Origin of the sequence: Rhizobium sp. NZLR10, assembly GCF_019685125.1 — a bacterium.
GTDB lineage: Bacteria > Pseudomonadota > Alphaproteobacteria > Rhizobiales > Rhizobiaceae > Rhizobium.
In genome coordinates this window covers 36,914-48,998 of record NZ_JABDWE010000029.1, presented here as the reverse complement: position 1 = coordinate 48,998, position 12,085 = coordinate 36,914, and the positions used below count along the sequence as shown (strand labels likewise).

15 protein-coding genes, 1 tRNA gene and 1 pseudogene are annotated in these 12,085 nt (G+C 61.4%); 6 read left to right on the top strand and 11 right to left on the bottom strand.

What is annotated here, in order from left to right:
- From HJB82_RS30420 to HJB82_RS30395, 6 genes and pseudogenes are all read right to left on the bottom strand, one after another.
- Positions 1 to 255 (bottom strand): annotated as a pseudogene (locus HJB82_RS30420) (electron transfer flavoprotein subunit alpha/FixB family protein); the annotation flags it as partial.
- 23 nt (positions 256 to 278) lie between these two features.
- Complete coding sequence (locus HJB82_RS30415) at positions 279 to 1,028, bottom strand: electron transfer flavoprotein subunit beta/FixA family protein (protein ID WP_207584607.1); 750 nt, start codon at positions 1,026 to 1,028, stop codon at positions 279 to 281.
- Between the two features lie 177 nt (positions 1,029 to 1,205).
- Positions 1,206 to 1,991, bottom strand: coding sequence for a rhomboid family intramembrane serine protease (locus HJB82_RS30410; RefSeq protein WP_207581983.1), 786 nt, complete (start codon positions 1,989 to 1,991; stop codon positions 1,206 to 1,208).
- A gap of 32 nt (positions 1,992 to 2,023) precedes the next feature.
- On the bottom strand, positions 2,024 to 2,602 hold the full coding sequence (locus tag HJB82_RS30405) for a cob(I)yrinic acid a,c-diamide adenosyltransferase (RefSeq protein WP_207581982.1): 579 nt from the start codon (positions 2,600 to 2,602) through the stop codon (positions 2,024 to 2,026).
- Positions 2,603 to 2,996: 394 nt separating this feature from the next.
- Complete coding sequence (locus HJB82_RS30400) at positions 2,997 to 3,200, bottom strand: twin transmembrane helix small protein (protein WP_207581981.1); 204 nt, start codon at positions 3,198 to 3,200, stop codon at positions 2,997 to 2,999.
- A gap of 14 nt (positions 3,201 to 3,214) precedes the next feature.
- Positions 3,215 to 4,048: an SDR family oxidoreductase gene (locus tag HJB82_RS30395; RefSeq protein WP_207581980.1), complete on the bottom strand. Its 834-nt coding sequence runs from the start codon at positions 4,046 to 4,048 to the stop codon at positions 3,215 to 3,217.
- Between the two features lie 76 nt (positions 4,049 to 4,124).
- Here HJB82_RS30395 and HJB82_RS30390 point away from each other — a divergent pair, with 76 nt between their 5' ends.
- On the top strand, positions 4,125 to 5,048 hold the full coding sequence (locus tag HJB82_RS30390) for a YihY/virulence factor BrkB family protein (RefSeq protein ID WP_207581979.1): 924 nt from the start codon (positions 4,125 to 4,127) through the stop codon (positions 5,046 to 5,048).
- Here the strand turns inward: HJB82_RS30390 and gluQRS are convergent.
- A complete protein-coding gene (gene gluQRS, locus HJB82_RS30385) occupies positions 5,013 to 5,894 on the bottom strand; it encodes a tRNA glutamyl-Q(34) synthetase GluQRS (protein WP_221142315.1) in 882 nt (293 codons plus the stop codon). The two genes, HJB82_RS30390 and gluQRS, sit on opposite strands and share 36 nt — an antisense overlap.
- Here gluQRS and HJB82_RS30380 point away from each other — a divergent pair.
- Positions 5,893 to 6,585, top strand: coding sequence for a DNA-3-methyladenine glycosylase (locus HJB82_RS30380; protein ID WP_207581977.1), 693 nt, complete (start codon positions 5,893 to 5,895; stop codon positions 6,583 to 6,585). The genes gluQRS and HJB82_RS30380 overlap by 2 nt on opposite strands.
- Positions 6,586 to 6,696: 111 nt before the next feature.
- Positions 6,697 to 7,254 (top strand): HNH endonuclease, encoded by a 558-nt coding sequence (locus HJB82_RS30375; RefSeq protein WP_007632738.1) that lies wholly within the window; start codon positions 6,697 to 6,699, stop codon positions 7,252 to 7,254.
- Here the strand turns inward: HJB82_RS30375 and HJB82_RS30370 are convergent, their stop codons facing one another.
- Both HJB82_RS30370 and HJB82_RS30365 read right to left on the bottom strand, forming a co-directional pair.
- The gene (locus HJB82_RS30370) at positions 7,255 to 7,770 is read right to left on the bottom strand and encodes a disulfide bond formation protein B (protein WP_207581976.1); all 516 of its coding nucleotides are present in this window, start codon (positions 7,768 to 7,770) and stop codon (positions 7,255 to 7,257) included.
- A gap of 73 nt (positions 7,771 to 7,843) precedes the next feature.
- Complete coding sequence (locus HJB82_RS30365) at positions 7,844 to 8,434, bottom strand: YqaA family protein (RefSeq protein ID WP_207581975.1); 591 nt, start codon at positions 8,432 to 8,434, stop codon at positions 7,844 to 7,846.
- 253 nt (positions 8,435 to 8,687) lie between these two features.
- Between HJB82_RS30365 and HJB82_RS30360 the strand changes: the two genes are divergently transcribed.
- On the top strand, positions 8,688 to 8,978 hold the full coding sequence (locus tag HJB82_RS30360; RefSeq protein WP_207581974.1) for a hypothetical protein: 291 nt from the start codon (positions 8,688 to 8,690) through the stop codon (positions 8,976 to 8,978).
- A 38-nt stretch (positions 8,979 to 9,016) separates the two neighbouring features.
- Here HJB82_RS30360 and HJB82_RS30355 read toward each other — a convergent pair whose 3' ends face one another.
- Positions 9,017 to 10,765: a cation:proton antiporter gene (locus HJB82_RS30355; RefSeq protein ID WP_207581973.1), complete on the bottom strand. Its 1,749-nt coding sequence runs from the start codon at positions 10,763 to 10,765 to the stop codon at positions 9,017 to 9,019.
- A gap of 200 nt (positions 10,766 to 10,965) precedes the next feature.
- On the opposite strand from HJB82_RS30355, the gene HJB82_RS30350 reads away from it, so the two are divergent.
- Both HJB82_RS30350 and HJB82_RS30345 read left to right on the top strand, forming a co-directional pair.
- The gene (locus HJB82_RS30350; RefSeq protein ID WP_207581972.1) at positions 10,966 to 11,250 is read left to right on the top strand and encodes a hypothetical protein; all 285 of its coding nucleotides are present in this window, start codon (positions 10,966 to 10,968) and stop codon (positions 11,248 to 11,250) included.
- Positions 11,251 to 11,418: 168 nt separating this feature from the next.
- A complete protein-coding gene (locus HJB82_RS30345) occupies positions 11,419 to 11,706 on the top strand; it encodes a hypothetical protein (protein ID WP_097622071.1) in 288 nt (95 codons plus the stop codon).
- Between the two features lie 185 nt (positions 11,707 to 11,891).
- On the opposite strand, the gene HJB82_RS30340 is transcribed toward HJB82_RS30345, so the two are convergent.
- Positions 11,892 to 11,976, bottom strand: a tRNA-Leu gene (locus HJB82_RS30340).
- Positions 11,977 to 12,085 lie beyond the last annotated feature (109 nt).

The following is a 12,085-nucleotide window of genomic DNA, read 5'->3' as shown; positions in this document are numbered from 1 at the left end:
GTCGTAGGCACCGGCCAGCGAAACAATCAGGTCGGAAAGCGGCTCGGCCAGATTGTTGGCGAGCTCGTCGCTTTCGGCCAGCAGCACCTTGGCGACGCCGAAGAGTTTTGCCGCGGCATCGGCGGCTACCTTGGCAGCCTTGCCGGCGACGAGGATGTGAATATCGGAGCCGATCTGGCTTGCTGCCGTCAGCGCCTTGGCGGTCTGGTCGGAGAGGCTTTGATTGTCGTGGTCGGCCAGAAGAAGAATGGTCATGATGTTGTTCTCTCTTTCCTGGCTTAAAGCACGCCGGCTTCGTTTTTGAGCTTGTCGACCAGTTCGGCGACCGACTTGACCTTGACACCGGCCTTGCGGCCCGACGGTTCCTCGGTCTTCAGCACCTTCAGCCGCGGCGTGGTGTCGACACCGAAATCGGCCGGGCTCTTCTTGTCGAGCGGCTTCTTCTTCGCCTTCATGATGTTCGGCAGCGAGGCATAACGCGGTTCGTTCAGCCTGAGGTCCGAGGTGATGACCGCCGGCAGCGTGATCTCGATCGTCTGCAGGCCGCCATCGACTTCGCGGGTGACCTCAGCCTTGCCGTCAGCGATTTCGATCTTCGAGGCGAAGGTGGCCTGGGCGGACCCCAGCAGTGCTGCCAGCATCTGGCCGGTCTGGTTCGAATCGTCGTCGATCGCCTGCTTGCCGACGATGACAAGACCCGGCTGCTCGGCATCAACGATGCCCTTGAGGATCTTGGCGACGGCGAGCGGCTCGACGGCATCGTCGGTCTCGACCAGGATCGCCCGGTCGGCGCCCATGGCAAGGGCGGTCCGCAGCGTCTCTTCGGCCTTGGCCGGACCGATCGAAACGACGATCACTTCCTCGCACCTGCCGGCTTCCTTCAGCCGCAGCGCCTCTTCCACCGAGATTTCGTCGAACGGGTTCATCGACATCTTCACATTGGCAAGCTCGACACCCGTGCCGTCCGGCTTCACCCGGATCTTGACGTTGTAGTCGACGACCCGTTTGACGGGTACGAGAATCTTCATGGGGGGTCCTTCCTTCACGGGAAACTGGCTTCAACGAAAATGCCCGCTCGCGCGCCGCTCCGATTGTCGAATGGCGACATCGATACGCGCTTTTCCTCCAAATACAACGCTTCTATGCCGCCGGTAGACGATTCGCCGGGCAATATATGAACGTTTACGTTCACGTCAATATTGTTGTCAGCGTCGGCCCCAGGGAAGGCGCTGCGCTGTGCGCCCATCCGTGCCGGCGGCGATGGCAGGGCCGGCGCCAGGATCGCTTCTCACGGCGCGGGGCGTGACGATCTCCCGGTCGAACAGCGGTACACCGGGTCGGCGCAACACCAGGATCAGAAGAGCCCCGGCAAGGATGCCGCCGACATGCGCGCCCCAGGAAACATCGCCATCCGGTGCGATCGCCAGCATGAAGAACTGCTGGCCGATCCACAAAAGCAGCGGGATGAAGGCAGGCAAGGGCAGGGGCAAACGGAAGAATACCAGCACCCAGACCTTGACGCGCGGATGCAGCATGACATAGGCGGCGACGACGCCGGAGATCGCCCCCGAGGCTCCAACCAGCGGTGCCTGCGAGGCCATGGCCAGCAGACCGTGGCAGAGCGCGCCGGCGGCTGCACAGACGACGTAGAAAATCAGGAAGCGCAAGTGTCCCATCGCGTCCTCGACATTGTCGCCAAAGACCCAGAGAAAAATCATGTTGGACGCCAGATGCCAGAAGCCGGAATGGACGAAGGCATAGGTGAGGTAGGTCAGCGGTTCCGGCACGATTTCCAGCCCCTGCGCCAGCACCGCGTCACCGAAGGCGATCGCCGGGATATAGCCGAGCCCGACGGTCGTCGCCTGGGCGGCCTGCTCGCTCTCCAGGCTGGTCACAAGCCAGACCGCGACATTCAATGCGATCAGTGAGAGCGTCACCCACTGAACCTTGATATATTTCAGCGTATTGGCGTCGTGAAAAGGTATGAACATAAGGCCCCCCGGCGATCGCGACCGCGGCAAGCCTATCTGTTTTTTCCCGGAACCCAAAGCACATCCGCATGGCCGCGATCATTTGCATGACGCGCGGCGACGAAGAAGAAATCGGAGAGCCGATTGACATATTTCATCGCTGCCTCGCTGACGATTTCACCGTCGGTGCGGGCAAGCGCCACCATCAAACGTTCGGCGCGCCGCGCAATCGTCCGGGCAAGATGCAGATGTGCGGCGGCCGGGCTGCCGCCCGGCAGGATGAAGGATTTCAGCGGTTCCAGGCCGGCATTCAACTGGTCGATTTCGCGTTCCACGCGGTCGACCTGCGCCTCGACGATCCGCAGCGGTTCGTAGGCCGGCGGCTCGCCGGTATCGGGTGTGGCGAGATCGGCGCCGAGATCGAAGAGGTCGTTCTGGATCGACATCAGCATAGCGTCGAGCTCGGGCAAGCCGGCCGTGTGCAGTCGCGCCAGGCCGATGGCGGAATTGGCTTCGTCGATCGTGCCATAGGCCTCGACGCGGAGATCGTCCTTTGTCCGGCGCGGCCCGGAAACCAGCCCTGTGGTGCCGTCATCGCCGGTTTTGGTGTAGATCTTGTTGAGTTTTACCATGCCGCACCGCCTATTGGTGGGAAGGCTGAACCACTCCACCCTTCGTCATGCTCGGGCTTAACCCGAGCATCCACATGGCATTCACTAGCAGTCGTGGCACGGATCCTCGGCTCAAGGCCTGGGGTGACGGAAGGTGGAGTTGGCATTGTCGCAAAATTTGCCGCTGCGTACAGAACCACCGCGTCGTGCATGGCCTCACCTCCCTCATTCCTGTGCTCGTCACAGGAATCCACCGCGCCCAAGTCTTTGGGCGCGGGAGAGGCTTTTGAACGTCTGATTTTGTTATTCACCGCGCGGACGCGCGGTGGCTGGATTCCTATGACGAGCACAGGAATGAGGGAGTTCGAGGAGACGATAGTACCCAATTTTATCCCTCTGTCGTTAGATTGCCCGGTCACGTCGGCCGGCCACCACCGGTCAGCCAGAGCGTCACCATGATCAGGACGACGGCGATTGCCTGTAGCAGGACGCGAAGCTGCATCAGCTTGTTGGAACGGTTGGCATCGCCGCCCTTCATCATATTGAAGAGGCCGCGGATCAGGACGAGGGCGACGGCGCCCATGACGATGATCGCAAGGATATAGGTGACCGTGGACATGGCATTCAGCTTTCTCAGTCCGTCCAGCGCATCAGGCGGTAGAAGAGGTCTGCCGGAAGCAGCCGCTTCAGGAACATGCCCTGCTTGGCCGGAGTCGTTACAGGATAATGTGGCCTTGGATTTTTCGAGTTCAATGCGTGTTTCAATACGGAATAGACTGCTTCCGGGCCAAGCTTATGGCGGCTGACCGGGCCAGATCCATTAAGTCTTGCCAGTTGCTTGACATAGTCGGCCGCGTGCTGCGAATTCTCAAGGTCGATATGCTCCTTGATCTTTGCGAGCGCGTTGGCGGTGAAACGCGTGGCGATCGGTCCCGGCTCGATCAGGCTCACATGGATGCCACTGCCCTGTAGCTCCATGCGCAAGGTGATGCTGAGGCCTTCGAGCGCGAATTTGGAAGCGGTGTAGGCGCCGCGATAGCGATAGGGCACGACGCCGAGGATCGACGAGCACTGCACGATCCGCCCCTCTCGGCGTTTGCGCATCGCCGGGATGATCTGCCGCGTCAGTTCGTGCCAGCCAAAGAAATTCGCCTCGAACTGGGCGCGCAACGCGGCCGTCGAAAGATCTTCGACGGCGCCCGGCTGGCCGTAGGCGCCATTGTTGAAAAGCGCGTCGATGCGGCCGCCGCTGCGTTCCAGGACCGCGTCGACCAGCTCCGAAATCGTCTCGGACCTGGCATAGTCCATCAGCAAGGCTTCAATGCCGTCTGCCTCCAGCCCCGGCAGGTCTTCCGCCTTGCGCACCGTCGCAAAGACGCGCCAGCCATCGGCTTTCAGAGCCCGCACGCAATGAGCGCCGATGCCGGACGAGCATCCGGTCACGACGATGGTACGCTCTCCCGCCATGGAATGATTCCTGTACAAAATGGGACTCGTTTCCCATATTCGGCCAGAGGATACAATCTGGAAAGCCGGAGACGGAATGCCGAAGGCGCTGCGCACGATCTACGACGTGGTCTACGACGCGATCTGTCATATGATCGAGGACGACGGCTTTGCCATGGCGAGCCATGTGGCGCTGTCCAGCCTGCTTGCGGTTTTCCCCTTCCTGATCTTCGGCACGGCGCTTGCAAGCTTCCTCGGCGCCGATCAATTTTCCTCGACCGCCATCCATCTGATCTTCGACACCTGGCCCGAGGCGATTGCCAAGCCGCTCGCCGACCAGGTGCTGCAGGTGTTGACAATTCCGCGCGGCGGGCTGCTGACGATCTCGGTGCTGGCGGCCGCCTATTTCGCCTCGAACGGCGTCGAGGCGCTGCGCATCTCGCTCAACCGCGCCTACCGGGTGCAGGAGACGAGACCGTGGTATTTCACCCGACTCGCGAGCCTCGGCTATGTGCTGATCGCGGTGATCATCTTTGCGGCGATCAGCATCCTGCTGGTCGCCGTGCCGCTGGCGCTCGATTATGCCAGGAACTGGTTTCCGCTGTTTGCCGACACGCTCGACATCGTCTTCAGCTGGCGCATTTACGGCACGCTGGTGGTTCTGACGGTCGGATTGCTGGTCATGCATCTCTGGTTGCCGGCAGGCAAGCGGCGGGTCTTTGATGTCATCCCGGGCGTGCTGCTGACCCTGCTTCTCTGGCTCGCCGGCGCGCTGATCTTTGCCTATTATCTGGCGACCTTCGCCAATTATACCGCAACCTATGCCGGCCTCGCCTCGGTCATGATCGTGCTGATCTTCCTCTACATGATCGGCGTCATCTTCATCATCGGGGCGGAGATCAATGCAGCGCTGATCAAATTCCGCGTCTTCCGGATGTTCTCCCACACGCTTTCGATCGTCGGCAGAGAGCGTGCCGAACGGGCATCAGAGCCCGACAAGGCGGCGAATATCGGCCCATGACATGCCGCGGGCGCGCAATTCGCCAAGCCCGCTGTCGCCGTCGCTTTTCGAAAGCTTGCGGCCGGCCGGATCGAGAATGAGACGGTGATGGTGATAGATCGGTCGCGGCAGGTCGAGCAACACCTGCAGCAGGCGGTGCACCGATGTCGCGGGGAAGAGGTCGAGGCCGCGCACGACGTGGGTGACGCCCTGCAGCGCATCGTCGACGACGACTGAAAGATGATAGCTCGACGGGGCGTCCGAGCGCGACAGGATGACATCGCCCCAGACTTCGGGGTCGGCGGCGATCTCGCCCGATCTGCCGTCGCCGGTTTCGGTCCAGAACAGCAGTTCGCCGATCAGGTCCAGCGCCTTGCGCATATCGAGCCGCCAGGCATGTTTCTTTCCCGAGGTCAGCATTTCCCGCCACTCGTCTTCCGGGCGCTCGCGATCGTTTGCGGGATAGTGTGGCGTGCCGTCGGGATCGCGCGGCCAGGATTCACCGGCCGCCTCATAGGCAGCGACGCGCGCCTTCACCTCGCCTCGGGTCAGGAAGGCCGGATAGACCAGGCCGCGCTCGATCAGCGCGTGCAGTACTGCCTGATATTCGGGGAAATGTTCCGACTGGCGCCGCACCGGGCTTTCCCAGCCGATATCAAGCCAGTCGAGATCGCTCAGGATGCCGGCCTCGAACTCTGGAGTGCAGCGCGCCTGGTCGATATCCTCGATGCGCAGCAGCAGGCGCCCACGCGCGATCGCCGCCATGTCGCGGTTCAGGAGAGCCGAGAGGGCATGGCCGAGATGCAACTGTCCGTTGGGACTCGGCGCAAAACGAAAGACAGGTTTTTGACGCTCGCTCGTGGTCATGCTTTCTTCTGCCATGGATTTAGGTTTTGAACCACTGCGAGGCGATGTGCAGATCATCCGCAACGAAGACGACGTCAGCCGGGGGCTCGAAGCACTGCTTCGTGTCGATCCACGCCTTGTGCCGATCGCGGTGGATGCAGGGCCCGTTCCGCTGCGGTTGCGCGAACCGGGTTTTGCCGGCCTTGCCCATATCATCGTCTCACAAATGGTATCGCGCGCCAGTGCCGAGGCGATCTGGCGGCGCATGCTGCCGGCGGACGGTCTTTTGACCGCCGAGGGCTATGCGCTGCTTCACGCCGAGGCCTGGCGTGAATTCGGCCTGTCACGCGCCAAGGCTGAGACCCTGTCGCGGATCGCCGAAGCCGTTGCCTCCGGCCGCCTCGATCTTTCCGGGCTCTGCCTGATGCCGCCTGAAGAAGCGCTTGGCGAACTCACCGCGCTGAAGGGCGTCGGTCCGTGGACGGCGGAGGTCTATCTGATGTTCTGCGGCGGCCATGCCGATGTCTTTCCGGCCGGCGATGTCGCGCTTCAGAATGCCGTCGGCGCGGCATTCGGTCTCGCGGCCCGGCCTGAAGCAAAGGCTCTGGCTGCCTTGGCGGAACCCTGGTCGCCGTGGCGCTCCGTGGCGGCCCGGCTTTTCTGGGCCTATTACGCCGCGAAAACGCGCCGCGACATGGTGCCGACCAGCTGATCGGCAACACTCTTCAAATTGCCTTTATCCTCTGAATTTATTGGACTTCACAATCCTGTAACAACCGGCCTAATATACAGGTGCAGATGCCGAATCGATCAGGAGAGTCCCTTGACGATTGCAGTCTCCCCACAGGCCCTGCCAGCGCTCGTCCTGAACGCTGACTTCCGGCCACTGAGTTATTATCCCTTGTCGCTGTGGTCCTGGCAGGACGCGATCAAGGCGGTATTTCTCGACCGCGTGAACATCATCGCGGAATACGAGCATTCGGTTTCCTCGCCGAGTTTCTCGATGCGGCTTCCGAGTGTCGTGTGTCTCAAGACCTACGTTCAGCCGTCCCGCAATCCCGCTTTCACCCGGTTCAACGTGTTCCTGCGCGACCGGTTCGAATGCCAGTATTGCGGCGCCCATGACGATCTGACCTTCGACCACGTCATCCCGCGCGCCCATGGCGGCGAGACCACCTGGGAGAATGTCGTGGCAGCCTGTTCGCCCTGCAATCTGCGCAAGGGCAGCAAGCTTCCCAAGCAGGCAAGCATGTTCCCGTCGCAGAAGCCCTATCAGCCGACGGTGCAGGATCTGCACAATAACGGCAGGCTGTTCCCGCCAAACTATCTGCATGACAGCTGGCTCGACTATCTCTACTGGGATACCGAACTGCAGCCTTGATCAAGCGGCTTTGCGAACGCCTGCGAAGGCGAAGGCTGCGAGCAGAATTCCGGCAATCACGTTCCAGCCCGCAAAAGACAGGCCGAGCACCCTGAGTGCTGCATCGGTGCAGGATGGGCCCTTGATCGTGTTGAGTTCGCCGAGCAGATCGCCGGCATTGGTCGTCATGCTGCTGGCCGTCGTCGAGCAGGTGGCCGGGCCGGCCCAGAAATGCCATTCGACGCCGGCGTGATAGACGCCCATGCCCGCGGTGACCAGCATTAGCATGCCGGCGGCAAGAATGAGCGCGCGGGTGATCCAGTTCGGCAGGCCGACGAGTTCCGAAATCGCTGCGAGGATGGCGATCGGGATGGCGTAATAATAAGGCTGGCGCTGCAGCAGGCAGAGTGCGCAGGGAATGTAGCCGCCGATATATTGGAAACCAAGCGCCGTGCCGACCGCGGCCGCCATGCCGATGGCGAGCAATATGGAATAGACAAACCCGGGGCGGGCGAGCGGCGAGGAAGTGGCAGTCATGGCGGAACTCCGCGAAGTTGGCTTAGTGGCACGATGCCGAAAAGCGCGAGCGGTTTTCGGACAACCTTATGTTCTAGTGAGCGAGGTAGCGGTAGGCGATGTATAAAACGATCACGGCAGTTGCACCGAAGCCGACGATCTGGCCGAGGCGCTTCTCGATGAAGTCCCGGATCGGTTCGCCGTAGCGGCGCAGCAGCCAGGCGAGGAAGAGGAAACGCGCCCCGCGCGCAACGATCGCCGAAACAATGAAAAGGCCCAGATTGACGTGAATGACGCCGGACAGGATTGTGACGATCTTGATCGGCGGCAGATGCGCAACACCTGATGTGACAAGCAGCAGCAGGATCGTCTCGTAGGTGACATAGGCTTTCATCTGCTCGAAGGCGTCGAGCTTGCCGTAGAATTCGAGAACCGGCCGGGCCACCGTCTCATAGGCGTAATAGCCGAGCGCCCAGCCGGCGATGCCGCCGAGCACGGAAGCGATGGTCGCGATCAACGCGTAGCGATAGGAGCGCTCCGGCTTGGCAAGCGCCATCGGCAGGAAAAGCACATCGGCGGGGACGAGAAAGATGGAGCTTTCGACGAAGGCGATGACGGCGAGCCAGACTTCGGCCGATTTGCGCGAGGCCAAAGACATGGTCCAGTCGTAAAGTCTGCGGAGCATTCCGTTCCCTTCCTGTTGCAGTGCGAAAAGCTTTAGGGGGCGTGTGCGGCGCTGTAAATGCTTGCCCGTGTCCTTCGTGCCACCCCTGTCCAAAAATTTTCGTGATGTGGGGCATCGGCGCCTCTCCCAAGATTTCACGGGATGGCGAATCGGCGATTCTCCGGCAAGCTGTCTCAGAGCATGATACCGAAAACTGTGGGCGGTTTTCTTAAGACATCATGCTCCAGCCGAATTGGGGCGACTGCAGGGTGGCATGAGCATGTTCAAAGTGATTGAAGGCGGCCGCGGGCAGGCCGTGCACATGGTTGAGCGGTTCGAAGAGGGCGGCGGGCCGAGCCGAGACGACGTGCGCCGGGAGGCGGCGCGGCGGTTGAGTGCCAGCGGCTATCATCTCTCGCGCATCCGGGAGTTCGCGACCGGCGTGCCGATGCTGGCGTCTCTTCAATACCTGTCGCTGCAGATCGATTTTGCGGCCGAGAGCTTGTCGCGACTCGATCCGATCCCGGAGGATTTCCGCGCCGATGGCTATTGGCCGGCAGGCTGAGCAATCGTGCTATCGCCGAGACATGCGCCCATGTTGCGTCATGAGAGATCCATCGATTTTTCCCATTGCTGACGCTGGTCGTTCATCTCCGTGCGTTTCTGGGCCATTTCGCTGACTGCGGCGCGCAAATTGGGATGACGCGCCATGAACATGTTGAAGTCGCGCCGCTCGAGCACCTCGAACTGGCAGAAGTCGACGGCAATGACGTCGGCAGTGCGCCGTCCGCCGGTCAGAAGCGCCATTTCGCCGAAAAAGGCACCGGGCTCCAGGCGGATCGCGCCACTGGCGAGGCGGACTTCCACCGCTCCCGATGAGATAAAATACATGCCGTCGCCGCGATCGCCGCGGCGGATGACGCGCTCGCCGGGCGGCGCGGATTTCGCCTTGAAGAGCAGCAGCAGTTCCTCTTGCGCGTCTTCGTCGACCTCAGAGAATAGCGGGAAAGTCTCGATCAGCTGCTGCATCTTCAGTTGATGCTCGCGTTCGCGCTCCTCACCGAGCGCCTTGATTTTTTCCAGTTCCTTGCCGAGCGCCTTCTGCCTCTTCCTGCCGTAGCTTTCCCAAAGGGAGGGCCATTTCGAATGGATATATTTCTTCAGCCCGTCGGTCGCGAAGATTACGATGGGATTGAGTGTGATCGACAGGATTGCCGCAGCAAGGATCAGATCCTGGCCCTCATGCGGCAGCAGCCCAAGCGAGACACCGAGGCCGGCGAGGATGAAGGAGAATTCGCCGATCTGGGCAAGGCCGCCGGCCAAGGTCAGCCCCAGGCCGATCGGATATCGCAGCAGCATGACGATCGTGAAGGTGATGATGCCCTTGCCGAGGATGATGAGCGCCAGCGCGCCGATCACCGCCAGCGGCTGGCGCACCAGGATCGATGGGTCGAAGAGCATGCCGACGGAGACGAAGAACAGCACGGAGAAGGCATTCTGCAACGGCAGCGAGTCGGCCGCTGCCCTGTGGCTGAGCTGGGATTCGCTCATGACGACGCCGGCAAAAAAGGCGCCGAGCGCGAAGGAGACGCCGAAGATCGCCGCCGAGCCGAAGGCGATGCCGAGGGCGATCGCCAGTACCGTCAGCGTGAAGAGTTCGCGCGAGCCGGTGCGGGCGACCATCGTCAGCAGCCAGGGCACGATGCGCGGGCCGAGGAAGATCGCCATGGCGGCGAAACCCATAACCTTCAGCAGCGTCAGGCCGATCGTCAGCACCAGGGAAAGCTCGCCGAGGCCGTGGTTGGCCGTAGCGACGGCATTGCCACCCAGAAGTTCTGCAAGGGCCGGCAGCAGCACTAGCGCCAGCACCATCACCAGATCCTCGACGATCAGCCAGCCAACGGCGACGCGCCCGCTCGGCGCGTTGACGAGATTGCGCTCCTCCAGCGCCTTCAGCAGAACGACGGTGCTCGCCACAGACAGGCTCAGGCCCAGGACGATGCCGGCACCGAGGCTCCAGCCCCAGAGTTTGCAAAGGCCGATGCCCATGAGGGTGGCGAGGATGATGCGCCCGATCGCGCCCGGCACGGCGATGCCACGCACGGCCAGCAGGTCGGAGGCGGAAAAATGCAGGCCGACGCCGAACATCAGAAGGATGACGCCCATTTCGGCGAGTTGACCGGCAAGGGCGGTATCGGCGACGAAGCCCGGCGTGAACGGCCCCATCAGGATACCGGCCATCAGGTAGCCGACCAGCGGCGGCAGCCGAAGCCGGTCAGCAGCATACCCCAGGACCGCCGCGAAAACGAAACTGACGGCAACCGTCGCGATGAGCCCTACTTCCTGATGCACGTCTGACCCTTCCTGTGATTGCGGCGGCCACTCTGTACGAAGTGCAAGCGGAATTAAACAGTTGATTTGGGTGCGCTGCCCTTGTTTGCGGTCTTGCCCGTGAGGCCCGGAACTCGTTTGCCGCAAGGTCGGGCCTCCGGCGATGTTGGAACCACTTGTCTCTTGTCTCGTTGCTCTTTCATCAAGAAAGGAGAAACGACATGCGGAAGATCATCCTGAATTGTACTGTAGCGGCCCTTGCCGCCTGCTCGTTTGCAGCGCCTGTTCTCGCCGACAGCGTCTATGTCCGGGAGCGTTCCTATGACGACGGCTATCGTCATGAGCGGGTACGACCCGGCATCACCATCAGCGAGCGTGGCGTCACTTTCGGTGCGGTGCGCGAACGCGAGCACCGCCGCTATCGCGACTATGGCTGCGAAACCAGGAGCGTCACCCGACAGACCGACGAAGGCGAGGTTACCAAGACGGTCCGGCGTTGCGATTGACCAGGATTACCCGACGAAGGCGAAGCCCGGTTCCAATGAGCCGGGTTTTCGCCTTTCGTGGCGCGAATATCGCAATGCAGTGGTGAAACTCGTCCGTCGGTGTTATGAGCACGCCTTTGGTACAAGCGCATTCCCAGCGCAAACAACACCTGCACAGGATCTTTTAGTATGATTGAGCTTACGCCGTCCCAGATTGCCGCACTGAAACTCGCCAGGGATGGAGACCTTTACCCTCAGCCAGCCAATAAATGGACGCATCAGAACGCGACGGTGACCTACGCAAAGACCGACCGTTGGAAAGAGCGGCCTCAGAAAATCAAATCGGTCACCGCCAAGACGCTGGGTGAGCTGAAGGAGCCTGGTTTTCTCGAGCGGCGGCACCTCGATGACGATGTCTCGAAAGACGTCTACGGCATCACCATGGCCGGCAAGATGTGGCTGTTGAAGAACAAGTAGTTTTATTCGGATACGGATTCGTTGCGTGCTCCCGCGTCAGTTTGTTGATGCGGAGGTACGACACAATTGTATTCGGGATGAACTATCGAACCAGTCCGCCTTCATTCCTGACGGAACTGCGGCGCGACAGCCTCCGCTTAGCTGCTCTCTTCGGCTGGCCGAGCCGAAGCTCATAGAGCGTAGGCTGGTGCCCCATGCCGGAGTCGAACCAGCACTTCTTTCGAAACTCGATTTTGAGTCGAGCGCGTCTACCAATTCCGCCAATGGGGCAACGGATACGACCGGGCGGCTGTCTAACATGTGAGCGCCTGCACGCGCAAGACGGGCAAGCGAAGTTATCCAACTGATCCTGTAGAGAGATCCGACCTCGTTTCGAGGC

What these genes read in the sequence shown, in the direction of transcription:
- HJB82_RS30415 (WP_207584607.1), bottom strand. Translation starts at nt 1,028, where the DNA reads ATGAAGATTCTCGTACCCGTCAAACGGGTCGTCGACTACAACGTCAAG.
- HJB82_RS30345 (WP_097622071.1), top strand. Translation starts at nt 11,419, where the DNA reads ATGATTGAGCTTACGCCGTCCCAGATTGCCGCACTGAAACTCGCCAGG.
- HJB82_RS30380 (WP_207581977.1), top strand. Translation starts at nt 5,893, where the DNA reads ATGCTTTCTTCTGCCATGGATTTAGGTTTTGAACCACTGCGAGGCGAT.
- HJB82_RS30395 (WP_207581980.1), bottom strand. Translation starts at nt 4,048, where the DNA reads ATGGCGGGAGAGCGTACCATCGTCGTGACCGGATGCTCGTCCGGCATC.
- HJB82_RS30410 (WP_207581983.1), bottom strand. Translation starts at nt 1,991, where the DNA reads ATGTTCATACCTTTTCACGACGCCAATACGCTGAAATATATCAAGGTT.
- HJB82_RS30350 (WP_207581972.1), top strand. Translation starts at nt 10,966, where the DNA reads ATGCGGAAGATCATCCTGAATTGTACTGTAGCGGCCCTTGCCGCCTGC.
- HJB82_RS30405 (WP_207581982.1), bottom strand. Translation starts at nt 2,602, where the DNA reads ATGGTAAAACTCAACAAGATCTACACCAAAACCGGCGATGACGGCACC.
- gluQRS (WP_221142315.1), bottom strand. Translation starts at nt 5,894, where the DNA reads ATGACCACGAGCGAGCGTCAAAAACCTGTCTTTCGTTTTGCGCCGAGT.
- HJB82_RS30365 (WP_207581975.1), bottom strand. Translation starts at nt 8,434, where the DNA reads ATGCTCCGCAGACTTTACGACTGGACCATGTCTTTGGCCTCGCGCAAA.
- HJB82_RS30400 (WP_207581981.1), bottom strand. Translation starts at nt 3,200, where the DNA reads ATGTCCACGGTCACCTATATCCTTGCGATCATCGTCATGGGCGCCGTC.
- HJB82_RS30390 (WP_207581979.1), top strand. Translation starts at nt 4,125, where the DNA reads ATGCCGAAGGCGCTGCGCACGATCTACGACGTGGTCTACGACGCGATC.
- HJB82_RS30360 (WP_207581974.1), top strand. Translation starts at nt 8,688, where the DNA reads ATGAGCATGTTCAAAGTGATTGAAGGCGGCCGCGGGCAGGCCGTGCAC.
- HJB82_RS30370 (WP_207581976.1), bottom strand. Translation starts at nt 7,770, where the DNA reads ATGACTGCCACTTCCTCGCCGCTCGCCCGCCCCGGGTTTGTCTATTCC.